18 protein-coding genes are annotated in these 21,591 nt (G+C 60.2%); 7 read left to right on the plus strand and 11 right to left on the minus strand.

The annotated features are described in order from the left end of the window. Positions 1-2: 2 nt before the first annotated feature. Genes rodA through ACXAH8_RS14120 form a run of 5 tightly spaced genes read right to left on the minus strand, consistent with a single transcriptional unit; the run spans position 3 to position 5,622 of the window. The gene (gene rodA / locus ACXAH8_RS14100) at positions 3-1,142 is read right to left on the minus strand and encodes a rod shape-determining protein RodA (RefSeq protein WP_170462716.1); all 1,140 of its coding nucleotides are present in this window, start codon (positions 1,140-1,142) and stop codon (positions 3-5) included. Beyond that, positions 1,139-3,088: a penicillin-binding protein 2 gene (gene mrdA, locus ACXAH8_RS14105; protein ID WP_475219378.1), complete on the minus strand. Its 1,950-nt coding sequence runs from the start codon at positions 3,086-3,088 to the stop codon at positions 1,139-1,141. The genes rodA and mrdA overlap by 4 nt, the downstream gene beginning before the upstream one ends. Further along, positions 3,085-3,621, minus strand: a complete 537-nt coding sequence (locus tag ACXAH8_RS14110; protein ID WP_475219380.1) for a rod shape-determining protein MreD — start codon at positions 3,619-3,621, stop codon at positions 3,085-3,087. The genes mrdA and ACXAH8_RS14110 overlap by 4 nt, the downstream gene beginning before the upstream one ends. Next, positions 3,614-4,516: a rod shape-determining protein MreC gene (mreC, locus tag ACXAH8_RS14115; RefSeq protein WP_170480731.1), complete on the minus strand. Its 903-nt coding sequence runs from the start codon at positions 4,514-4,516 to the stop codon at positions 3,614-3,616. The genes ACXAH8_RS14110 and mreC overlap by 8 nt, the downstream gene beginning before the upstream one ends. Before the next feature lie 59 nt (positions 4,517-4,575). Then, a complete protein-coding gene (locus tag ACXAH8_RS14120) occupies positions 4,576-5,622 on the minus strand; it encodes a rod shape-determining protein (protein ID WP_039523195.1) in 1,047 nt (348 codons plus the stop codon). A gap of 155 nt (positions 5,623-5,777) precedes the next feature. On the opposite strand from ACXAH8_RS14120, the gene ACXAH8_RS14125 reads away from it, so the two are divergent. Further along, on the plus strand, positions 5,778-6,563 hold the full coding sequence (locus ACXAH8_RS14125) for a 23S rRNA (adenine(2030)-N(6))-methyltransferase RlmJ (protein WP_475219382.1): 786 nt from the start codon (positions 5,778-5,780) through the stop codon (positions 6,561-6,563). A gap of 168 nt (positions 6,564-6,731) precedes the next feature. Here the strand turns inward: ACXAH8_RS14125 and ACXAH8_RS14130 are convergent, their stop codons facing one another. Beyond that, positions 6,732-8,300 (minus strand): 2-isopropylmalate synthase, encoded by a 1,569-nt coding sequence (locus ACXAH8_RS14130; RefSeq protein ID WP_170553395.1) that lies wholly within the window; start codon positions 8,298-8,300, stop codon positions 6,732-6,734. Positions 8,301-8,591: 291 nt separating this feature from the next. Here ACXAH8_RS14130 and ACXAH8_RS14135 point away from each other — a divergent pair, with 291 nt between their 5' ends. Then, a complete protein-coding gene (locus ACXAH8_RS14135; RefSeq protein WP_475219385.1) occupies positions 8,592-9,257 on the plus strand; it encodes an SDR family NAD(P)-dependent oxidoreductase in 666 nt (221 codons plus the stop codon). Positions 9,258-9,261: 4 nt separating this feature from the next. Here ACXAH8_RS14135 and ACXAH8_RS14140 read toward each other — a convergent pair whose 3' ends face one another. Further along, positions 9,262-10,770, minus strand: coding sequence for an MORN repeat-containing protein (locus ACXAH8_RS14140; RefSeq protein ID WP_475219471.1), 1,509 nt, complete (start codon positions 10,768-10,770; stop codon positions 9,262-9,264). A 130-nt stretch (positions 10,771-10,900) separates the two neighbouring features. Here ACXAH8_RS14140 and ACXAH8_RS14145 point away from each other — a divergent pair, with 130 nt between their 5' ends. From ACXAH8_RS14145 to ACXAH8_RS14155, 3 genes are all read left to right on the plus strand, one after another. Further along, positions 10,901-12,559, plus strand: coding sequence for an NAD+ synthase (locus tag ACXAH8_RS14145; RefSeq protein ID WP_475219387.1), 1,659 nt, complete (start codon positions 10,901-10,903; stop codon positions 12,557-12,559). Positions 12,560-12,883: 324 nt separating this feature from the next. Beyond that, complete coding sequence (locus ACXAH8_RS14150) at positions 12,884-13,105, plus strand: hypothetical protein (RefSeq protein WP_475219389.1); 222 nt, start codon at positions 12,884-12,886, stop codon at positions 13,103-13,105. A gap of 160 nt (positions 13,106-13,265) precedes the next feature. Further along, positions 13,266-14,597, plus strand: coding sequence for an NAD(P)/FAD-dependent oxidoreductase (locus ACXAH8_RS14155; protein ID WP_475219473.1), 1,332 nt, complete (start codon positions 13,266-13,268; stop codon positions 14,595-14,597). Between the two features lie 4 nt (positions 14,598-14,601). On the opposite strand, the gene ACXAH8_RS14160 is transcribed toward ACXAH8_RS14155, so the two are convergent. Next, entirely contained in the window at positions 14,602-15,534 is a 933-nt protein-coding gene (locus ACXAH8_RS14160) for an MBL fold metallo-hydrolase (RefSeq protein WP_170691424.1), read from the minus strand. Positions 15,535-15,854: 320 nt separating this feature from the next. Between ACXAH8_RS14160 and gltX the strand changes: the two genes are divergently transcribed. Further along, positions 15,855-17,180 (plus strand): glutamate--tRNA ligase, encoded by a 1,326-nt coding sequence (gene gltX, locus ACXAH8_RS14165; protein WP_475219391.1) that lies wholly within the window; start codon positions 15,855-15,857, stop codon positions 17,178-17,180. 10 nt (positions 17,181-17,190) lie between these two features. Here gltX and ACXAH8_RS14170 read toward each other — a convergent pair whose 3' ends face one another. Next, positions 17,191-17,802, minus strand: coding sequence for a gamma-glutamylcyclotransferase family protein (locus tag ACXAH8_RS14170; protein WP_475219393.1), 612 nt, complete (start codon positions 17,800-17,802; stop codon positions 17,191-17,193). Positions 17,803-17,897: 95 nt separating this feature from the next. Here ACXAH8_RS14170 and ACXAH8_RS14175 point away from each other — a divergent pair, with 95 nt between their 5' ends. After that, positions 17,898-18,344 (plus strand): RrF2 family transcriptional regulator, encoded by a 447-nt coding sequence (locus tag ACXAH8_RS14175; RefSeq protein ID WP_475219395.1) that lies wholly within the window; start codon positions 17,898-17,900, stop codon positions 18,342-18,344. 4 nt (positions 18,345-18,348) lie between these two features. On the opposite strand, the gene ACXAH8_RS14180 is transcribed toward ACXAH8_RS14175, so the two are convergent. Both ACXAH8_RS14180 and ACXAH8_RS14185 read right to left on the minus strand, forming a co-directional pair. Continuing rightward, positions 18,349-20,877, minus strand: coding sequence for an ABC transporter permease (locus ACXAH8_RS14180; RefSeq protein ID WP_475219398.1), 2,529 nt, complete (start codon positions 20,875-20,877; stop codon positions 18,349-18,351). After that, positions 20,874-21,569 carry an ABC transporter ATP-binding protein gene (locus tag ACXAH8_RS14185; protein ID WP_475219400.1) on the minus strand — a complete coding sequence of 232 codons (696 nt, stop codon included), beginning with the start codon at positions 21,567-21,569 and terminating at the stop codon, positions 20,874-20,876. Before ACXAH8_RS14185 ends, ACXAH8_RS14180 begins: the two co-directional genes overlap by 4 nt. Positions 21,570-21,591 lie beyond the last annotated feature (22 nt).

Here is a 21,591-nt window from a genome sequence, read left to right on the forward strand (position 1 = left end):
GATCAGCGGGGGCGGTGGATATGGGCGCTTTGCACGACGCCGAAGGCGGCCATCAGGACCAGCATGGCCGACCCACCATAGCTGACCATGGGCAGAGGCACCCCAACAACCGGAGCCAGCCCCATCACCATCGACATGTTGACCGCAAAGAACAGGAAGAAGTTCAGCGCGATCCCCATGGTGACCAGCGATGAGAACCTGTCTTTGGTCGACAGCGCCGTGACCATGCAGAAGATCAGGATGAGCGCGTAAAGCAGCAATAGGGTGATGCCACCGACAAAGCCGAACTCTTCGGCCAATGTGGTGAAGATGAAATCGGTGTGTTTTTCAGGCAGGAAGTTCAGTCGTGATTGCGTGCCCTGCATGAAGCCGCGCCCATTCCATCCACCCGATCCCAGGGCGATCTTGGACTGGGTGATGTGATAGCCCGCGCCCAGCGGGTCGGTAGACGGGTCAAGAAACGTGTCAATCCGGCGGAACTGGTAGTCTTTCAGCAACTGCCACTCGGTCCCTCGGCTGTTGAAAACAGCTGCAATCAAGCCGACCACGGCTGCGATCACGGCCGCGAAATAGGCCCAGTGGACACCGGCCAGAAACATCAACCCTCCACCCGCGGCCAACAGCAGGATCGAAGTTCCAAGATCCGGTTGGCGCAGTACCATGAAGGTAGGGATCAGGATCAAAACGACCGGGATCAGAACCCAAAGCGGGCGTGAGGTTTTGTGCGAGGGCAGCCAATCGTAATAGGCCGCCAGCAGCATGACCAGCGCGACCTTCATCACCTCGGACGGCTGAAGGCGCATGAACCCAAGGTCGATCCAGCGCTGTGCGCCCATGCCGATGGTTCCGAAAAGCTCCACAAACACCAACAGCGCGATCGAAGCTAGATAGGCCAGTACCGACATGTTGCGCCAGAACCAGATTGGCACCAGTGCGACGATGAACATCACCGTCAGGCCCAGCCCGAAACGTTCGATCTGAGGCTCGGCCCACGGCATCCACGAGCCACCCGCCACCGAGTATAGCATCAGGAACCCAGCACTGGCCGTGCTGATCAGCAACAGCGTCAGTGGCCAGTTCATATACAGGAATTTACGGAACCCCGATGGCGTGGATTTGACCGCATATTCAAGATAGCTCATGCGCGGTCCTTCTCGCTGGGGCGCGCTTTGGGGCGGCGGTCGCCCTCGAGCCGTTTTTGTTGTTCCTTAATGCGCTCTCGATCTCCGGCCGGGTAGGCCTCAAGCGGGGGCGTGCCGTTGTAAAGCGCCTGAAGCATGATGTCGCGCGCGACCGGGGCCGCCGCCTTGGAACCGCCGCCGCCATGCTCGACGACCACCGCGATTGCGTATTTGGGCTTGTCGTAAGGCGCGAAGCTGACGAACAGCGCATGGTCGCGCCGTTCCCATGGCAGGTCCTCGTTGCGGATCACACCTGCGGCACGTTCCGCTTTGGTGATATTGCGCACCTGACTGGTGCCGGTCTTGCCCGCCATGCGCAGGTCATCGGCGATAATCCGGCTGCGATAGGCCGTGCCGCGCCGGTCGTTTGAGACCGACCACATCGCCTCGCGGATGTAGTTCAGATTGGCCGGGCTGATCTCAAGCGGTTCGCCCGCGCCCGTTGGCTGTTCGACCCCATCAATCGAGCGGACCAGTCGCGGCTTCACGGCTCGACCGGTGGCGATCCGCGCGGTCATCACGGCCAGCTGCATTGGCGAAGCCAGCATGAATCCTTGCCCGATCGAGGCGTTGGCCGTATCGCCGCTCAACCATTCCTCACCATGGGTTTTCAGCTTCCACTCCTGATTAGGAGCCAAACCTGCCCGAACGGCGGACATGGGGATGTCATGCTTGATGCCGAGCCCAAGGGTTCGCGACATTTCTGAGATTTTGTCGATGCCAACCTTCAGCGCAACGTCGTAGTAATAAACGTCGCAACTGCGCTTGAGCGAAGTATTGAGATCGACCGTGCCGTGACCTCCGCGCTTCCAGCAGTGGAAGCGACGACTACCGACCTTTAGATGGCCGGGGCAATAAACAGTGCTGCCGGGGCCAACGACACCGGCCTCAAGCGCGGCCAAGGCGGTGACCATCTTGAAGGTCGATCCGGGCGGATATGTGCCCTGAACCGTCTTGTTGGCAAGCGGGCGGTATTTATCCTGCGTCAGGATCTGATAGTCCGCGACCGAGATGCCACGCACAAACAGGTTGGGATCGAAGCTGGGGGCCGAGGCCATCGCCCGCAGATCGCCGGTTTCGCAATCAATGACAACGGCGGCGGCGCTTTCTCCGGCAAGCCGTGCCTGAGCGTATTGCTGCAGGTCCGCGTCGACCGAGAGCTGCAGATCAGCACCCGGTTGGCCTTCCTGCCGGTCCAGCTCGCGCATGACGCGGCCGGTGGCGTTCACCTCAACCCGCTTGGAGCCTGCTTTGCCGCGCAGGTCGATCTCTTGCTTTGCCTCAAGGCCGACCTTGCCGATCTGGAACCGGGGGATGCGCAGCACCGGCTCGGGGTCTTCGATCTGGCTGAGGTCATAGTCGCTGACCGGGCCGACATAGCCGACGATATGGGCGAAATCCTCATAGCGCGGGTATTGTCGGGTCTGCCCGACCTCGGGCGTGACCCCTGGTAGGGCCGGGGCGTTCACCGCGACTTTCGAGATATCTTCCCACGTCACCTGATCGACCAATGTGACCGGCAGGAACGGGGCCGAGCGGCGCATTTCCGTGCGTGCGCGCTCAATCTCATCCTCGTTCAGCGGGATCAGGTCCGAGAGTTTGGCGATCACCTTGTCGATGTCACCGGCATCCTCGCGCACAATTACGATGCGGTAGGAGGGTGAGTTCTGCCCTATGACCTGCCCGTTGCGGTCATAGATGCGCCCCCGCGTCGGCGGGATCAGGCGGATGTTGATGCGGTTTTCTTCGGCCAAAAGGCGATATTCATCCGCTTGATCGACTTGCATATACCGCATGCGCGCGGCCAGCCCGCCAATGAAAACCGCCTGCAGACCGCCCAGCAGCAGGGCCCGCCGGGGAAGACGTTTATAGGCGACACCTTCGCTTTTGATCTTGCGTTGTTTCATGCACGCGCCCCCGCAGCGCTGGCATCCGCGGCCGAGACGCGGCGCACGCCGAATACACTCTGAGACAGCAGAACAATGACCGGATAGGCAAGAATTGTCAGCACAAGCTGGATCATAACCGGTAACAAAGCCGCCTGATCAACAGACAGGATCGCAAGGATGACCCGATTGCCGAGAAAGACGGCAGCAACGACGGCACTGACCGACATCCATTCCGCCACAAAGCCCGCATCTCGCATCCCCGGTGCCGCAGACCGTAAGTAGGCCGCGCCCAGCACCACCAGCGCGGCCAACAGGCCCGGCGGGCGTTGCAGCAGCAAATCGGCCAGCAACATGACCAGAGCGACCAAAACGGTTGGCACATAATCCGGCTGCCGAAGCACCCATGCAAAGGTCAGGACGATCAGAAAGTCCGGAAAAGGCCAGCGGTCCGGCTGTGTATCCAGCGGCAGCAGGTGCAGGAACAGAACGAACACCGCGAGCGCCCCGTAAAGACCGCGCATAGCCCATTTGTGAGAGGCCGGTTTATCCATCTCCAGCTTCCTCCGGTGACAACGAAGCGGCGGGGCGTGAGGGGCCAACGATCTGCCCCGGATCGCGGATTGTGGGGGCTGAGTTGTAGCGAAGAACGCGCAGGAACTCCAACCGTTCGAAATCGGCAGAGAGGCGCACGCGCAGGCGGCCTCCGGGGTCGGCGGCGATCTGGCCGATCAGCAGGCCGGCGGGAAACACGCCGCCATCGCCCGAGGTCACGACCCGGTCGCCGGGGCGCACAAGCTCACGGTTTTCCAGAAACTCGACGGATGGGGCAGGGGTATTGTCGCCCGTGATCAAAGCGGTCTGGCCTGAAGGTTGGATGGTGGCGGGAATGACGCTTGAGGCGTCGGTCATCAGAATAACGCGCGCTGTATCCGGCCCAACGCCCGAGATACGGCCAACCAGACCGATCCCGTCCATCGTGGCCCAGCCATCAACGATCCCGTCCCGCTCCCCCACATTCAATAGCACCGACTGCCGGAAGGGCGAGCCGCTATCGGCCATCACAACGCCGGTGACATAGGTCAGGCGAGGATCAAGCCGCACATTGTTCAAATCCAGAAGCCGCGCGTTTTCCTGTTCCAGCTGCAACGCGGCCTCTTTCCAGGCGCGCATCAGCCGCAGTTCCGAGCGCAGCTCGCGGTTCTGCTCGCTCAGGCTTTGATAGCTTTGGAAATCACGGAACAGGTTGACGGTCGCGGTGACCGGAACCATGGCCCAATCCATCGAGGGCACAACAGCATCCACAACCTGCGCGCGGAACCGTTCAACCCGAGGGCTGTCGATCCGCCAGACGATGAAGATGCCCAGCAGGCACAGCACAACGATCCCCAGCAGCAGACGCCGCAGTGGGGCTGTGTAGTCATCGCGCTGTGATCGGTCTTTTGCCACAGGTTACCTTCCCGTGCTGCTCGGGCCGAGTTTACCCTATTTTCTAAAGGGTGCGCGCCTTAGCTTTCGTAGTCAATCGCGTGGCGCAGCTGTTTTTCGTATTCTAGCGCCTTGCCGGTGCCCAAAGCCACACAATTCAGGCTTTCATCGGCAATCGACACGGCCAGACCGGTCTGTTCGCGCAGAGCAAGATCCAGATCCCCCAGAAGCGCTCCGCCACCGGTGAGCATCACGCCGCGATCCACGATATCTGCGGCCAGATCGGGGGGCGTGGTCTCCAGCGCGGTCATCACAGCCTCACAAATCTGCTGGACGGGTTCCGACAGCGCCTCGGCGACCTGAGCCTGGCTGATCTCGATTTCTTTTGGCACTCCGTTCAGCAGGTCGCGACCGCGGATATGCATCGACTGGCCACGGCCGTCGTCGGGCATGCGGGCGGTGCCGATGGTGGTCTTGATGCGTTCAGCGGTGGATTCGCCGACCAGAAGGTTCTGCTGACGACGCAGGTATGAGATGATCGCCTCGTCCATACGGTCTCCACCCACGCGGACTGAGCGGGCGTACACGATATCCCCCAGCGACAGAACCGCGACCTCGGTGGTGCCGCCGCCGATGTCGACAACCATGTTGCCGGTCGGATCGGTGATTGGCATGCCTGCCCCAATCGCCGCTGCAATCGGTTCGGCAATCAGACCCGCGCGGCGCGCTCCTGCGGACAGAACCGACTGACGGATCGCGCGTTTTTCAACCGGGGTCGCGCCATGCGGGACGCAGACGATGATCTTCGGCTTCGAGAAGGTCGAACGCTTATGCACTTTGCGGATGAAATGCTTGATCATTTCCTCGGCGGTGTCGAAGTCCGCAATGACACCTTCGCGCATTGGGCGAATGGCCTCAATCGAACCCGGTGTTCGGCCCAGCATCAGCTTGGCGTCTTCGCCAACCGCCAGAACCTTTTTAACGCCATCCTTGACGTGATAGGCCACAACCGAGGGTTCAGACAGGATCACACCGCGCCCCTTGACGTAGACCAGCGTGTTTGCCGTTCCAAGGTCGATAGCCATGTCCGCTGTGAACAGGCCGCCCAGATTGCCAAAGATCCCCATGATTCCCCTGATCCTGTATGTCGGTTTTTCTACTGCCCGCGACTCGACGGTTCCGGGACGGATGACTTATAGGGTGCCAACTCGCCCGGTAAAAGGGCTGATTCCGCGGCAATCAGCACCTTTTCGCCTCATTTGCAGGGACTGTAGAAGGCAATATGCTCTCATATCAACATATTTACCACGCCGGGAATCTGGCTGATGTGCAAAAGCACGCTTTATTGGCATGGACGCTGTCCTATCTGACCCAAAAGGACAAACCGCTGACCTATGTCGAAACCCAATCGGGGCGTGGGGTTTATCGGCTGGATTCAGACGAGGCCCGCAAGACCGGAGAAGCAGCCGCCGGGATTGAGCGGGTGCAGCGTAGTGCATGGTTTGGCGATGATCATCCGCTGGCGCAGGCGATCGAGTTGACCCGCGCGCGTTTTGGAGAGGCCAGCTACCCCGGATCGCCCCTGATTGCAGCTAGCCTGCTGAGGTCACAGGACAGTCTGCACCTCGCTGAATTGCATCCGCAGGAATATGCGGCATTGTCTCTGGCAGTTCCGGGGGGCAATACGCGCGTCTACAAGCAGGACGGGTATGAGCTGGCGCAGTCCCTGCTGCCGCCGACGCCCAGACGGGGTATGCTGTTGATTGACCCCAGCTACGAGGTGAAGGCGGAATACGACCGCCTGCCGGGGATCATCGCCAAACTGCATCGCAAGTGGAACGTCGGTGTGATCGCCTTGTGGTATCCGATCCTGAAAGATGGCCGTCAAAAGCCGATGGTGGATGCGCTGACGTCTCAAGATTTCCCGAAGGTGTTGAAACACGAAGTGACATTCCCCGCAGCACGCAAAGGGCATGGGATGGTCGGGTCTGGAATGTTTGTGATCAACGCGCCCTTCGATTTGGATCAGGAAACCCGCAGATTGTCCGGGTTGTTCAAACAACTCTGAAGATGCGTTGAGGAGCAAGCAAAGCTCCCGCCCCGTTTTGCCTGCATCAAAGATGCCGTCAAACGTTTTGGGCCCGACAGCGCGCTGCAGGCGCGCTTTCGGGCCCAAAACCCAAGGTGGGTCTCGGCGAAGCCGGACCGCCGCGGGTGCGGGAGCCCTTTGCCGTTTCTAGGTCAGGTCTTTGTAGCTGATCTCACGCGTGTCTGCTCCGGGGCCGGTTTTCTCGCGACGAACGATCAGGCGGTTCAGCGCATGGATATAGGCCTTGGCTGACGCAACAACCGTGTCTGTGTTGGCCGATTGGCCGGTTGCGATCATGCCGTCTTCGCTCAGGCGGACCGAGACGGTGGCTTGCGCGTCGGTACCTTCGGTCACTGCGTGAACCTGATACAGCTGCAACCGGGCGGTGTTGGGATAGATCGCGCGGATTGCTTTGAACGTAGCATCCACAGGCCCGTCACCATGCTCGGTGGCGATGATGTCCTTGCCGTCCATCTCAAGCTCAACGGTTGCTTCGGCCTGACCGCCGGTGCCGCAAGTCACTTTCATTGAAACAAGCTGCAGGTAGTCGTCATGCTCGTCCATGGTCATCAACGCGATGAGGTCATCGTCGAACACCTCTTTCTTGCGGTCGGCCAGATCTTTGAACCGAACGAAGATGTCCTTGAGCTGGTTGTCACCGACGTCAAAACCCAACGTTTCGAGCTTGTCGCGCAGCGCGGCGCGGCCTGAGTGTTTGCCCAAAGGCAGAGAGGTACCGGACAGGCCGATATCCTCTGGGCGCATGATCTCGAAGTTTTCGCGGTTCTTCAGCATGCCATCCTGATGGATGCCGCTTTCATGCGCGAAAGCGTTCTTGCCGACGATGGCCTTGTTGAACTGAACGTTGAAGCCCGACACGGTCGCCACGCGGCGCGAGATATGCATGATCTTGGTCGTGTCGATGCCCGTGTGCCATGGCATGATATCGTTGCGAGTGCGCAGCGCCATCACGACCTCTTCCAAAGCCGTGTTGCCCGCGCGTTCGCCCAGACCGTTGATGGTGCATTCGATCTGACGCGCCCCGCCTGCTACAGCGGCCAGAGAGTTCGCGGTCGCCATGCCAAGGTCGTTGTGACAGTGGGTGGCAAAGATCACCTCATCCGCTCCCGGTACGGTCTCGATCAGACGCTTGATCAGGTCGGCCGACTCCACTGGGGCGGTGTAGCCCACCGTGTCAGGGATGTTGATCGTGGTTGCGCCCGCTTTGATCGCAATCTCGATCACACGGCAGAGGTAGTCCCACTCGGTCCGCGTCGCATCCATCGGTGACCACTGAACGTTTTCGCACAGGTTGCGCGCGTGGCTGACGGTTTCGTGGATCTTCTCGGCCATCTCGTCCATCGTCAGGTTCGGAATGGCGCGGTGCAGGGGGGAGGTGCCGATGAAGGTGTGAATACGGTTCTTCTCGGCGTGTTTTACAGCCTCCCAGCAGCGGTCGATATCGGCGAAGTTCGCACGGGCCAGACCGCAGATACGGCTGTTTTTCGACCGTTGCGCGATCTCGGATACGGCCTTGAAGTCGCCCTCGGATGCGATGGGGAAACCGGCTTCGATAATGTCGACGCCCATCTCGTCCAGCAGCTCGGCAATCTCGAGCTTTTCGTCATGGGTCATAGTTGCGCCGGGGCTCTGCTCGCCGTCGCGCAAAGTGGTATCGAAGATCAAGACGCGGTCTTGGTCGGTCACGTTGGTCATGGGGTTCTCTTTCTTCTTCTGTCCTAAAGCCTCTTGGCGCGCTGGCGTCCTCCTCTGAGCGGGCGCGCCGGATGGCACGCTCAGAGGCGGATTAGGATCAGTAGGCCACGCAGCGACGCACCGCGAAGGGCGGTGTCGGCAACAAGGATATCTGCGCGGTTGATCATGAGGATGAGGTTATACCGAGCTTGCGCGGAATGAAAAGAACCAAAATGAGGGCGTGGTCCTTTCTGCGCGGATTCTTAGAGACCTGTCATTGATCCAGCCATTACCGCCGCTAGGTCGTTAGGCATGAAAACGGCTTTGATCATAGGCGCCTCTGGCGGAATTGGATCGGCGCTTTGCACGCGTCTTGAGGAGTACGGCATCCATGTCACAAGCCTGTCCCGGTCTGTTGACGGATTTGACCTGACTCAACCGGACCAGGCTTTGCAGATGTTGGATGACCTGCCTGACCCGTTCGATCTGGTTCTGGTCGTCTCCGGCGCGTTGGAGATCAACGGGGCGGAGCCGGAAAAGACGATCCGCGCTGTATCGGCACAGGCAATGATGGATCAGTTTGCGTTGAATTCGGTTGGCCCGGCGCTGGTCCTCAGCCGTGCGCACAGATTGCTACCACGCGACAGGCGATCTGTTTTTAGTGTCCTGTCGGCGCGTGTGGGGTCGATCGGAGACAACCGGATCGGTGGTTGGATCAGCTACCGGGCTGCGAAAGCTGCGGTGAATCAGATCGTCCACACCTCGGCGATCGAACTTTCGCGCACGCACAAACTGGCGATCTGCGTGTCTTTGCATCCCGGCACCGTCAAAACTGCCTTCACGCAGAAATATCTTGGGCGGCATCCGGCGGTTGAGCCTGAAGAGGCCGCTCAGAATTTGCTAAACGTGGTCAACGGTCTGACGACCGATGACACGGGCGGGTTCTTCGACTGGGCCGGAAAACCCGTTCCGTGGTAGTGGGTTAACCGTCGGAGGGTTCAGCCTCGGTTGGTTCCTCAGCGTTTTCCGCCTGAGAGGGTTCATCCTCTTGCGCGGGCGCTTCTTCTGCTGCGCTTTGCGCGGGCAGAGCGTCATTGTCCCACACGCCAGACTCCTCTTGCCCGTTGGCATAGCGCATGGTGCCTTCGCCGTGGCGTTTGTTGTCGAGGAAGCCGCCTTCGTAAACGTCGCCTGTGCTGTAGGTCGCAACACCCACTCCGCTGATTTTGCCGTCAACCCAATCGCCGGTGTAGGTGAACGTGCTGGGCGTTGTGATCGTGCCTTTGCCGTGACGCTTGCCGTTCAGGAAATCTCCGTCATAAATCGTGCCGTCCGCGTAGCTGGCTTTGCCTTTGCCCTGCCGCGCACCGTCGACCCATTCGCCCTCATAACGATAGCCATTGGCAAAGGTGACGACGCCGGTGCCGTGGCTGACCGCATTCCGGAACTCGCCGGTATAGACGACGCCGTTTGGATATGTGGCCGTGCCCCGACCTTCGAACACACCCGCAACCCACTCACCATCATAGATGGTGCCGTCAGGATATGTGTTCTGGCCCTTGCCATGCGGCAGGTCCGCACTGAGTTCACCGATATAGGTTGAGCCGTCCGGATAGGTGATCTCGCCAAAGCCCTCGATCTGACCACGGGACCAGTCGCCTGTGTAGCTGTAGCCATCTGTTCCGGTGAAGGTGCCTTTGCCGTGGCGCTGATCGTCTTCGTAGTCGCCCTCATAGACGTTGCCGTTGGCATAGGTTTCCTTGCCTTTGCCCTGACGGCGCCCGTCCAGCAATGCGCCCTCGTAGACATCCCCGTTGGCCAGCGTCAGCCGCCCGGTGCCTGTCATCACGTTGTTCTGCCATTGGCCGTCATATTCAACGCCGTCCGACTGAACCAGACGACCCTGACCATGGCGCTGACCCTGTTCGATCTCACCTTCGTAAACCGAGCCATCGGCCGAGGTGATCTTGCCCATGCCCTGCTTTTCACCGTCAACCCAGTCGCCTTCGTAGGAATAGCCGTTGGGGTCTGACAGGGTACCCTTGCCATGATGGCGCGCGTCTTTGAACGCGCCTTCATATCGCAGGCCATTGGCATATTGGGCCACGCCGGTTCCGTTGATGGCCCCGTTGGACCACGTCCCTTCATAGGTGCCACCATCTGGATAGGTGATCTTGCCTTGGCCGTCCGGCTGGCCATCGGCGAATGTGCCCTCATAGATCGCGCCATTGGCAAAACGCGCCGTGCCTAGCCCCTGAATCTTGCCCTCGATCCATTCGCCCGAATACTCGAACCCGTTGGGCAGCCGATACGATCCGGTCCCGTGTCGCAAGCCATTCAAGAAGGTGCCTTCATAGACGCCTCCGACCTCGTCATCCTTGACGATGACGGTTCCGTCCTGCGCAAAGGCTGCCGCTGCGATCAGGGTCATGGCCCCTGCAGCAATCGAATTGCGGATCACATCCATTGTTGTTCCTGCCTGCCCGATCATCATTGCTTGCTTTCTTCGGCGCAAAACTAAGGGACCGTCACGGGCAGAGCAACGGCTTTTGCCGCATGGCCCTTTCACTCGCGCGGTGATCTGCTAAATGCAAATGGACTGACGAAGGCAAGAGGGCAGCATGGCCGACCGTTTCCGCATCACTCTGGCGCAGCTTAACCCCACCGTGGGGGATATTTCCGGCAATGCCGCCAAAGCACACGCAGCGTGGAAGGAGGCCCGTGAGGCCGGGGCTGACATGGTGGCCTTCCCTGAGATGTTCGTCACCGGCTACAACACGCAGGACCTTGTGATGAAGCCCGTGTTTCATCGCGCTGCCATGGCCGCGATCGAGGCTCTAGCTGTGGATTGTGCGGAGGGTCCTGCCATTGCCGTCGGCGGACCGTGGGTCGAAGATGAAAGCCTCTACAATGCTTATCTGATCCTGAATGGTGGCCGAATCACCAGCAAGTCCCTGAAACACCATCTCCCGAACGAAACGGTCTTTGATGAGGTGCGCTTGTATGATTCCGGCCCGCTGGGTGGGCCGTACTCGGTCGGCAATTTCCGCATCGGTAGCCCAATCTGTGAAGATGGCTGGCACCCGGACGTGGCTGAGACGCTGGAGGAAACCGGGGCCGAGTTTCTACTGATCCCCAACGGCTCGCCCTATTTTCGTGATAAATACGATGTGCGCCTGAACCACATGGTGGCCCGCGTGGTCGAGACCGGCCTGCCGCTGATCTATCTGAACATGGTTGGCGGGCAGGATGATCAGGTTTTTGACGGAGCAACCTTCGGCCTGAACCCGGGTGGTGAGCTTGCCTTCCGGATGCCCGTATTCGACGAAGCGATACGCCATGTAGATCTTGAGCGTGGTGATGACGGCTGGCGCATCGCCCCGGCCGAGATCGTCCCCCAACCGGATGTGTGGGAGCAGGACTACCGTGCCATGGTCCAATCCTTGCGTGACTACATGGGCAAGACCGGTTTCAAAAAGGCGGTTCTCGGGCTTTCAGGCGGGGTCGACTCAGCCCTGGTTGCGGCCATTGCCGTTGACGCGATTGGCGCTGACAACGTGCGCTGCGTGATGCTGCCATCGGAATACACCAGCCAGGTCTCACTGGACGATGCCGAGGCGGTCGCCAAGGCTCTGGGTGTTCATTATGACTATGTGCCGATCTCGGAAAGCCGCGCTGCGGTGACCGAAACTCTGGCCCCTCTATTCGCCGGTCGCGATGCCGATCTGACCGAAGAGAACATCCAGTCCCGCCTGCGCGGCGTGTTGCTGATGGCAATCTCGAACAAGTTTGGAGAGATGCTTTTGACCACCGGCAACAAATCCGAGGTCGCTGTTGGTTATGCCACCATCTATGGCGACATGAACGGGGGCTATAATCCGATCAAGGACCTCTACAAAACCCGCGTGTTCGAGACCTGCCGCTGGCGCAACGCCAATCATCGCGACTGGATGATGGGGCCTGAAGGCGAGGTGATCCGACCGTCGGTCATCGACAAACCCCCAAGCGCCGAGCTGCGCGAAGATCAGAAAGACAGCGACAGCCTGCCGGACTATCCGGTTCTGGATGGCATCTTAGAAATCCTGGTCGATCAGGATGGCTCGATTGCTGATTGTGTTTCGGCCGGTTTCGATGAGGCCGATGCTAAACGGGTCGAGCATCTGATTTACATCAGCGAGTATAAACGGTTCCAATCCGCCCCCGGCACGCGCCTGACCAGCCGGGCCTTCTGGTTGGATCGTCGCTATCCGATCGTGAATCGTTGGCGTGATCAGGGGTAAATAAGGCGCATTGTTTCCCGTTTGTGGTTTAGTGCTGCACTGAACTCCTGCATTGTTTCCGATAGAGCGCGTGCCCCGTTCATTTTCCGGGATGATCCGCAGGCTGCCCTTGTTTTTGCGACATTTTTCCGCCACATTTATGCTTGGATATTGCCTCATGTGAGGCGGGTGTGACGTATTGCTGCGAGGGGTGCAAGGTCATGGCAAACTGTTTTTTTAGCCTGACGACGCCACATCCGGGTGGGATGTCTGAGTGAACAGTGTGGTGTTACGATGAATGAGCAATATGATAAATCGCTTCACGCGCCGCGGGCGCTGAATACGATGGAATCTCCTCCCCAAGAGTTGGACGAGGAGAAACTGGATGCGGCCATTGCGGACATGCTGAGGGAAGATGCAGGTCAGCAGAATGTCGCGCCGATGAAGCGGCCTGAATTCCCTGATGTCTTCCCTCAGGAAGAGGTCCGGACCGGGTCAAAGCCCAAGTCGAGCGGGTTTTCGGTCAATCTGCGTCAGAAATGGGCTGAGCTTTCAGGCGTGGCGTAAATTGCTAGGCTAAAGTCTTAGAAGGTGCGGCGTATTTCGCGGCACCTTTGGCGTGCGCGCCACAGGTCTGCACAATCCTATGTGATCCTCAAAAAACCGGTTGCCAGTGGCGCAGTGGTCGGTCTCCATGGCGGTCCATGCGATTGTCCATGAGCTTTTGATGCCCGGTCCCAAGCCTACTGTCTTCGACTCCGATCTCTCATTGCCGAAACAAACTGATGTCGTCGTGATCGGCGGCGGTATTGTCGGTGTGTCGACAGCCTTGGAGCTGGCCGAGCGGGGCGTTTCGGTCTTCCTATGTGAAAAGGGTCAGATCGCGGGCGAGCAGAGCTCTCGCAATTGGGGATGGGTGCGTCTTGGGATGCGCGACCCGAGGGAGATCCCTCTGATGCAAGAGTCGCTGCGCCTTTGGCGAGGGATGGATGACCGGATCGGACGTCAGACCGGCTATACGCAGTCAGGGATTCTGTTTGGGGCCTCAGGCCAGCTGGATGCGCGCAATCTTGAACGTTGGACGCGCCATGTCGACGGGTTGGACACCGGCGCACGGATCGTCGCCGGGGCCGAACTGGCCGAGCTTATGCCCGCGGCGCAATCGGATATATCAAGCGGTCTCTACATGCCGCAAGACGGTCGGGCCGAGCCGCAATGGGCCGCCCCCGCCATCGCCGAGGCCGCGCGTGATCGCGGAGCGATCGTCATGACCAATTGCGCCGTGCGTAGCGTCGATATTCAAGAGGGTCGCGTTGCCGGAGTATTCACCGAACGGGGCCGCGTGGGGTGTGAACGGGTGGTTTTGGCCGGTGGGGCTTGGTCGCGATTGTTTGCGGGAAATGCAGGGATCGACCTGCCTCAACTGAAGGTGCTGAACACGGTCATGCGCGTGTCGCCGGTGGCCGAGGGGCCCGAGGTCGCGCTGTGGTCGGATGGGTTTGCAATCCGAAAGCGGGCGGATGGTGGTTATACCATCGCCTCGGGTCATGAAAACACGGTGGATATCGTGCCCGACAGTTTTCGGCTGGCCCTCAAGTTCCTGCCAGCCTTCGCGCAGGAATGGAGATCGCTGCGCTTTCGCCTGTCAGGCCGATGGACGACCGAGGCGAGAGAGGACCGGCGCTGGCTGCCCACCGATGTGACTCCGTTCGAACATTGCCGCGTGCTGGATCCGGAGCCGTCGCAAAAGGTCATCCGCGGCGCGTGGGCAAATGCGCGCAAGAGTTATCCGGCGCTGGAACAGGCCGAGATTGTCCAGAGCTGGGCGGGGATGATTGACGTGACCCCGGACGCAATCCCGGTGATCTCGGCGGTCGATGAACTGCCGGGCCTGTTCATTGCCACCGGGTTTTCTGGCCACGGTTTCGGCATCGGCCCCGGCGCGGGCTTGCTTATGGCAGATCTGGTCATGCACAGAACGCCCTGTGTGGATCCGGCCGCGTTTCGCCTGTCTCGTTTCACCGATGGCTCAAAGGTCCGGCCGGACCCTGGGTATTGAAGGCTTAGCCCATCATTTGATAGCTGACGGGCACAAAGCGGAAGCCGTCGCCTCGGGTCTCGACATAGCCAGCGCCTGGGAAGGGCATGTGATAGCCGATCATGGGCACCTTGTCGGCGGCCAGAAGGCCCAAAATCTTGCGGCGTGATTCCGTTGCCGCAGCTTTGTCCATGTCGAACCGAACTTCCCATTCAGGGTGCGCAAAGGACCAGACATAGTGATTGGCAAGGTCCGCAGTCAGAATAAGACGCTGGCCGTTGCTTTCCAGGTGATAGACCATGTGACCGGGGGTATGCCCAAAGGTCGCCATCGCCGTCACGCCCGAGGCCACGTCTCCGCCATCCTCAATAAAGGTCATCTTCTCGGCCAGGGGGGTGACCTTGGCAGCAACCAGATCGCCGACCCGGTTCCCGGCTTCCTGAGCGGACCAGAAATCATATTCGGGTGCCGCAGTGACATAGCGGGCATTGGGGAATGTCGGCGCATCATTCGTGGTCATTCCACCGATATGGTCCGGGTGCATGTGGGTCAGCACGACCACGTTAATCTGATCGGGCGTGACACCTGCATCTGCCAAAGCGGCCTGAATGCCGCCCTGACCAAGCCCGGTGTCGAACAGGATCAGTTCCGAGCCTGTGTTCACCAGAGTCGGCGTGAAAAAGAATTGTGCCACGTCAGGCGAGATGAAGTTTTCGGCCGATACTTTGGCGAATTCCTCATCCGAGGCGCCGCCACCGAAGATTTCCTGCGCTCCGTCGCGCGGCAGGCTGCCATCCAGCAGGGTTGTGACCGTGAAGTCGCCCAGCTGGAATGATCTTGCGATGGTCGAGTTCGCCTTTGTCTCGGCTCCGGCCGCCAAAAGAGGGGTCGCTGCGGATGCAAATGGAAGGGCTGCTGCGGCGCCCAGGGCCGCTCTGCGTGTCAAATTGATGGCCATTTCTTAGTCTCCCTGTGAGATCGCCAGCGAAAAAGGTAGTTCGCTTCGGGTCGCGTGCCACCTTATACACCGGTACTTAGTCTGCGTGGATGAACATTGCGTGTTAATATTTGTTCATCTTGCAATCTGGGGTGCCTGCGGAACCTACAGCGTTTCGGGCTAAACCTGAGACACGAATACCCTGCCACGCTTTCAGAGTTCTCGGGACATTGGTGTCACCTGATGCATTAGGTGAAACCGAAACGCCTTAGGCAATCCGAAACGCCCGGCTGGACAAAAACGCGCCTTTGTGACAAGAGCCGCGCCAACAGGAGACACCCATGACAACCACCCGTTTCGCCCCGTCGCCCACCGGCTATATCCATGTGGGCAACCTGCGCACCGCTCTGATGAACTACCTGATCGCCCGCAAAGCAGGCGGTACCTTCATCCTGCGCATCGACGATACCGATCCCGAGCGCTCGAAAGAAGAGTATGTCGACGCGATCAAACAGGATCTGCAGTGGCTGGGTCTGCACTGGGATCGGGTCGAGCGTCAGTCCGAACGTCTGGACCGCTACGCCGAAGCCGCTGACAAGCTGCGCGAGATGGGCCGGTTTTACGAAGCATTCGAGACGCCGATCGAGCTGGACCTCAAGCGCAAGAAGCAGCTGAACATGGGCAAGCCACCGGTCTACGACCGTGCCGCGCTGTACCTGAGTGATGCCGAGAAAGACGCGCTGCGTGCTGAGCGTGGCAATGGCGTCTGGCGGTTCAAACTGGATCACGAGCGTATTGAATGGAATGACGGCATTCTGGGCGACATCTCGATTGATGCGGCCTCGGTTTCCGATCCGGTGCTGATACGCGGCGACGGGCAGGTTCTATACACGATTGCGTCTGTCGTAGACGACACCGAGATGGGCGTGACCGATGTGGTGCGTGGCTCGGACCACGTCACCAACACCGCAACGCAAATCCAAATCATCGAGGCGCTGGGCGGCGCTTGCCCCCGTTTTGCGCACCATTCGTTGCTGACCGGCCCTCAGGGCGAGGCGCTGTCGAAACGTCTGGGCACGCTGGCGCTGCGTGATCTGCGTGAACAGGGCGTGCAGCCGATGGCTCTGCTGAGCTTGATGGCGCGTCTGGGCTCTTCTGATCCGGTCGAGCTGCGTTCCGAGATGGCCGAGCTGATCGATGGGTTCGATATCAACCGTTTTGGCGCGGCGCCGACCAAGTTCGATGTGCAGGACCTGTTCCCGCTGACCGCGAAGCACCTGCAATCGCTGCCGCTAGAGGATGTTGCAGACGCCGTTGCCGACGCTGGCGTTCCTGCCGATTTGGCCGAGCCGTTTTGGTCCATGGCGCGTGAGAACATCACCACTCTGGCCGATCTCAAGGGCTGGTGGGAGCTGTGCCGGGATGGCGCTGAACCTCTGATCGCCGATGAGGATCGTGACTTCATCGCCGAGGCGATTGCGCTATTGCCGGAAGGTCCGTTTGATGGCGAAACCTGGGGCACTTGGACCAAGGCCGTCAAAGAGGCCACGGGCCGCAAGGGCAAGGGCCTGTTCATGCCGCTGCGCAAGGCACTGACCGGGATGGAGCGCGGGCCTGAGATGGCAGCACTTTTGCCTTTGCTGCAAGTGATCCGCGCGCGAGGCTGATTGCCGGACCTTAGAACTTGAAAGAGGCAGGCAGTTCGTCTGCCTCTTTTTGTTGGTGCGGTTGGATGACCCGCACCGACGCCCGGCGCAAGCGATCGTCAACAAAGTCTGTCTCGTCCGGTTTGAGCTGTTGATGACGTGGGTATCTTGGCTCGGCCCTGTCATTCAAGACGGGCGCGTCCCAGCCATCCGTTGTTGCGAAGAACCGATCGGCCCCGTCCGGTCCAAAAATACGCAGATACCCTTGCACGACGACGTCGATGTAGCTCAGCAGCAGCGGATGATGATCTGTCGGCGCATTGTGCCGGTCCTTCGGCACCGCATAAACAGCGATTTCCACATCCTGCTTAAGAGGGTGCGCGACCGACTGCGTGGCGGGAATTCGGTTATAGGCCCACTCACGCTCATCCAGCGCGGCCCAGTCGTTTTTGGGCACATGGGCGATCATGCCTTCGATCTCGGAGTCAGGATCAGGGACTGCCGTCAGGAACGCGACCGTACGCAAGTCGGTATGCTTCCATGCCCGCCGCCAACCTTTGAGCTTTGCTGGCCGGGGATCGGGAAAGTCATGTGTGGCCAGGTTCACGAGGCTGCCATAGCCAAAGAAATAGGGGTCTGCCATCAGCGCGGGATGTCCTTTGGGTCGATTGATGTATGTCAAACCGCTTTTTTGCCGGACATGCAATAAGATCACATCATAGATTTAGGGAGGCCCTTATGCGGATTACCAAACGGACGAATATCGCCGTGCGCCTGTTGATGTATTGCGCGGCGCATCCCGACAGGCTGGTGACCAAGGCCGAGATCGCCGAGGTCTGCAACATTTCCGAGAACCATCTGGCCCAGGTGATCAACCAGTTGAGCCAGTTGAACTATCTGAGCACCCAACGGGGCCGCAATGGGGGCATGTCGCTGGCGCGCTCGGCTGATGAGATCCGGGTTGGGGCGGTATTCCGGGATGTGGAAGGCGCATTGCCGATTGCCGAGTGTTTTGCGGATGCCGACAACACCTGCCCTCTGACCGAAGCGTGTCGATTGAAGCTGGCGCTGAAAGACGCGGCTGAGGTGTTTTACGCCTCGCTGGACGATATCACGCTGGATGCGTTGGTTTGTGACAACGATCCTTTGTTGAAAATCCTGCAACCCGTCACTTGCGCGCGCTAAGCCGTCAATCGCTGGCGCGCAGGATGCGGGCTGGTCGTACGGATAGCGGACGTAGGGCAAAGGCAAGCCCTGCACACAGTGTCACGACCATTCCGGCCAACACGATGCCAACCGCGGAGGGCCATATAACCGTATAGCCGGTGTCGAAAATATAGGTGGCGACGGCCCAGCCCCCCAGAATTCCGACCAAAAGGGCGACGCCGCCAGCGGCTGCTCCCAACAAGACAGCACGCAGAGCAAAGCTTTGCAGGATGCGCTGCCGGTTCGCCCCGAGTGTTTTCAGAACCGCAGCCTCGTAGCGTCGCGCCGGCTCTCCGGCAGCTGCTGCGCCGATTAGGACCAAAAATCCTGTCAAAAGCGAGACGCCTGCCCCGTAGGAGGTTGCCGCCGCCAGCCCGGCCAGCAGGCCCGACACCCGGTCAATCGCGTCCCGCACCCGGATCGCGGTGATGTTGGGGTATTGGTCGGCCAGATCGCGCAGGATCGCGGTTTCGGCCTGTTCCTCGGCATAGACGGTGGCGATGAAACTGTGTGGTGCCCCGGCAAGCGCCGAGGGGTTCATGGACATGATGAAGCCCATACCTGCCGTCGAAAAGTCGACCTCGCGCAATGAGGTCAGGCGCGCCGTGATATTTCGGCCCAAGATGTTAACCGTCAGTTCATCTCCAAGGGTCAGGCCCATCTCCGCGGCCTCTTCTGCGGCGAAGCTGACCTGCGGTTCTCCGGAATAGTCTTCGGCCCACCAATTGCCTGCTGTGACACGGGCGTTTTCGGGCGGGCGGGTCGAGTATGTGATACCTCGGTCGCCTTCCAGAACCCAATGGTCCCCGGCAACGTCGCGCGCGGGGCGTCCGTTGATCTGTGTGATTATGCCGCGCAGCATCGGCGCGCTTTCGATGCGGCTGACGGATGGGTCGGATTCCAGACGCTCGGTGAAGCCCGGCATCTGGTCCTTTTGGATATCGACAAAGAAATAAGACGGCGCGACGTCAGGCAAGTTGCCTGAGATCGCGTTGCGCAAGGTTCCATCAATCTGTCCAACGGCGGCCAGAACAGACAGGCCGAGACCTAGGGACAGGACCACCGATGCCGCGCCCTCACGCGGGTCAGAAATAGCCGAGAGCGCCCATCGCAGGGCGGGACGACCACGCGCGGCGGGTTTGCCTGCGCGGGCGATGCGGCCGATGGCGATGGCCGATAGGGACAGCAGGATGAGCGCGCCCACCAAGCCGGCACTGGTCCAGAGCGTCAGTCGGGCCGAGCCGCTGAACCACGTTGCGATTGCAATCAGCAGGATCAGCCCGAATCCGGTGGCCATGACATAGATGGGTCGGGGGAGGGCGCGGGCCGTGGTCAGCGCATCACGGAACAGGGTGGCGGCGCGCACTTCCTCAGTTCGGGCCAACGGCCAGAGGGTAAATAGGAAAGCGGTCAAAATGCCGTAGATCGCAGCCTCGGCCAGAGCTTGCGGGTAAAGGGCGAAAACCGCCGGGATTGGCAGCAGGCTTTCGATCATTGGAGCCAAGGCAAGCGGTAGGACCCCGCCCAATGTTACGCCGATGGCTATTCCGATGCCCGACAAGAGCCCGATCTGGATCATATAGGTCTGGAAGATCGTCGCGCGGTCGGCCCCCAAGGTGCGCAAGGTGGCGATGGTTTCGGTTTTCTGCGACAGGTAGGCGCGGACGGCTGCGGATACGCCTATGCCACCGACTGCCAACCCTGAAAGGCCGACCAGAACCAGAAACGCGCTGAGGCGGTTGACGAATTCAGTGATACCTGGTGCCCCGTTGCGGGCATCGGTCCAGCGCATGCCGGTGCCGTCGAACTCTTCCTTGGCTTGCTGAGAGAGGCCTGCAAGATCAGTGCCTCTGGGCAGATCGAGGCGGTATTTGGTCGAAAACAGCGTGCCAGGCGCTAATAGGCCGGAGGAGTGCAAGTCTTCGGTCCGGACCAGTGTTCTTGGCCCAAGGGCGAATCCGTCTGCTGCACCGTCCGGCTCATGACGCAGGGCCGCCATCAGGACAAACTCCTGCGTGCCCAAGGCGAAGCGATCGCCGACCGCCAGTCCCATCCGGTCGATCAATGCGGGGGCCATGACGGCGCCAGGCAGGCCGTTTGCGCCTGCAAAAGCGTTGTCCAGAGGCATCTCCGGGACCAAAGTAACCGCCCCCACCAAAGGGTAAGCGCCATCTACCGCTTTGACTTGTGTCAGGGCGCGCGCAGTTCCGGTGTCTTGCGCGGCGACAGCCATCGACCGGAAATCGACAACCTCGGACACTTGTTGCGCGGTTTCGTCCATCCAGCGCCGTTCTTCGTCGCTGGCAAAGCGATAGGTGAACTCAAGCTGCGCGTCTCCGCCCAGCAAGGCGGCCCCTTCCTGCGTCAACCCTGTCTGGATGGCCGAGCGGACCGAGCCGACCGCAGCGATGGCGGCAACCCCAAGGGCGAGACAGGCGAGGAAGATGCGAAAGCCGCGCAGGCCTCCGCGCAGTTCACGACGTGCCAGCCGTCCGGCCAGTCGCAGGCTCATTCCGCGGCCTCTTGCTTGGTCTCATCTGAGATGCGGCCGTCGCGCAAGCGCACAACGCGGTCGCAGCGCGCCGCCAGCGAGGGGCTGTGCGTGACCAATACCAAGGTCGCGCCGTGCTTGTCCCGCAGATCGAACAGTAGATCGACGATTGCAGCACCGTTGGTTTCATCAAGGTTTCCCGTAGGCTCATCCGCCAGAAGGATCTGAGGGCGCGGGGCCGAGGCGCGGGCCAGGGCAACCCGCTGCTGCTCACCCCCGGACAATTGCGCTGGATAATGGTCGCGCCGATGGGACAGGCCGACGGAGTCGAGTTCTGCTTCGGCGCGGGTTAATGCGTCCTTGTGGCCAGCCAGCTCCAGTGGAGTGGCGACGTTTTCCAGTGCGGTCATGGTGGGTATCAGATGGAAGTTCTGGAACACGATACCCATCGTGTCGCGTCGAAAGCGGGCCAGTGTATCTTCATCCATTGTCGTCAGATCCTGACCCAAAGCCGAGACACTACCGCCCGTGGCCTGTTCCAACCCGCCCATCAGCATCAGCAGCGAAGATTTGCCCGACCCGGATGGCCCGATCAGCCCCAAACTCTCACCCTTCATCACGGACAGAGAGATTTCATGCAGGATATCGACCCGCCCGGCATTGCCATCCAGCGACAAAGAGGCATTTTGGAGCGTAAGAACAGCTGAAGTCATTGGTCTTTCCATCGGAGGGCAG

The organism is Ruegeria sp. ABV3_008 (genome assembly GCF_056161185.1).

What these genes read in the sequence shown, in the direction of transcription:
- rodA (WP_170462716.1), bottom strand. Translation starts at nt 1,142, where the DNA reads ATGAGCTATCTTGAATATGCGGTCAAATCCACGCCATCGGGGTTCCGT.
- mrdA (WP_475219378.1), bottom strand. Translation starts at nt 3,088, where the DNA reads ATGAAACAACGCAAGATCAAAAGCGAAGGTGTCGCCTATAAACGTCTT.
- ACXAH8_RS14110 (WP_475219380.1), bottom strand. Translation starts at nt 3,621, where the DNA reads ATGGATAAACCGGCCTCTCACAAATGGGCTATGCGCGGTCTTTACGGG.
- ACXAH8_RS14120 (WP_039523195.1), bottom strand. Translation starts at nt 5,622, where the DNA reads ATGGGGATCTTTGGCAATCTGGGCGGCCTGTTCACAGCGGACATGGCT.
- ACXAH8_RS14125 (WP_475219382.1), top strand. Translation starts at nt 5,778, where the DNA reads ATGCTCTCATATCAACATATTTACCACGCCGGGAATCTGGCTGATGTG.
- ACXAH8_RS14130 (WP_170553395.1), bottom strand. Translation starts at nt 8,300, where the DNA reads ATGACCAACGTGACCGACCAAGACCGCGTCTTGATCTTCGATACCACT.
- ACXAH8_RS14135 (WP_475219385.1), top strand. Translation starts at nt 8,592, where the DNA reads ATGAAAACGGCTTTGATCATAGGCGCCTCTGGCGGAATTGGATCGGCG.
- ACXAH8_RS14140 (WP_475219471.1), bottom strand. Translation starts at nt 10,770, where the DNA reads ATGATCGGGCAGGCAGGAACAACAATGGATGTGATCCGCAATTCGATT.
- ACXAH8_RS14145 (WP_475219387.1), top strand. Translation starts at nt 10,901, where the DNA reads ATGGCCGACCGTTTCCGCATCACTCTGGCGCAGCTTAACCCCACCGTG.
- ACXAH8_RS14150 (WP_475219389.1), top strand. Translation starts at nt 12,884, where the DNA reads ATGGAATCTCCTCCCCAAGAGTTGGACGAGGAGAAACTGGATGCGGCC.
- ACXAH8_RS14155 (WP_475219473.1), top strand. Translation starts at nt 13,266, where the DNA reads ATGCCCGGTCCCAAGCCTACTGTCTTCGACTCCGATCTCTCATTGCCG.
- ACXAH8_RS14160 (WP_170691424.1), bottom strand. Translation starts at nt 15,534, where the DNA reads ATGGCCATCAATTTGACACGCAGAGCGGCCCTGGGCGCCGCAGCAGCC.
- gltX (WP_475219391.1), top strand. Translation starts at nt 15,855, where the DNA reads ATGACAACCACCCGTTTCGCCCCGTCGCCCACCGGCTATATCCATGTG.
- ACXAH8_RS14170 (WP_475219393.1), bottom strand. Translation starts at nt 17,802, where the DNA reads ATGGCAGACCCCTATTTCTTTGGCTATGGCAGCCTCGTGAACCTGGCC.
- ACXAH8_RS14175 (WP_475219395.1), top strand. Translation starts at nt 17,898, where the DNA reads ATGCGGATTACCAAACGGACGAATATCGCCGTGCGCCTGTTGATGTAT.
- ACXAH8_RS14180 (WP_475219398.1), bottom strand. Translation starts at nt 20,877, where the DNA reads ATGAGCCTGCGACTGGCCGGACGGCTGGCACGTCGTGAACTGCGCGGA.
- ACXAH8_RS14185 (WP_475219400.1), bottom strand. Translation starts at nt 21,569, where the DNA reads ATGACTTCAGCTGTTCTTACGCTCCAAAATGCCTCTTTGTCGCTGGAT.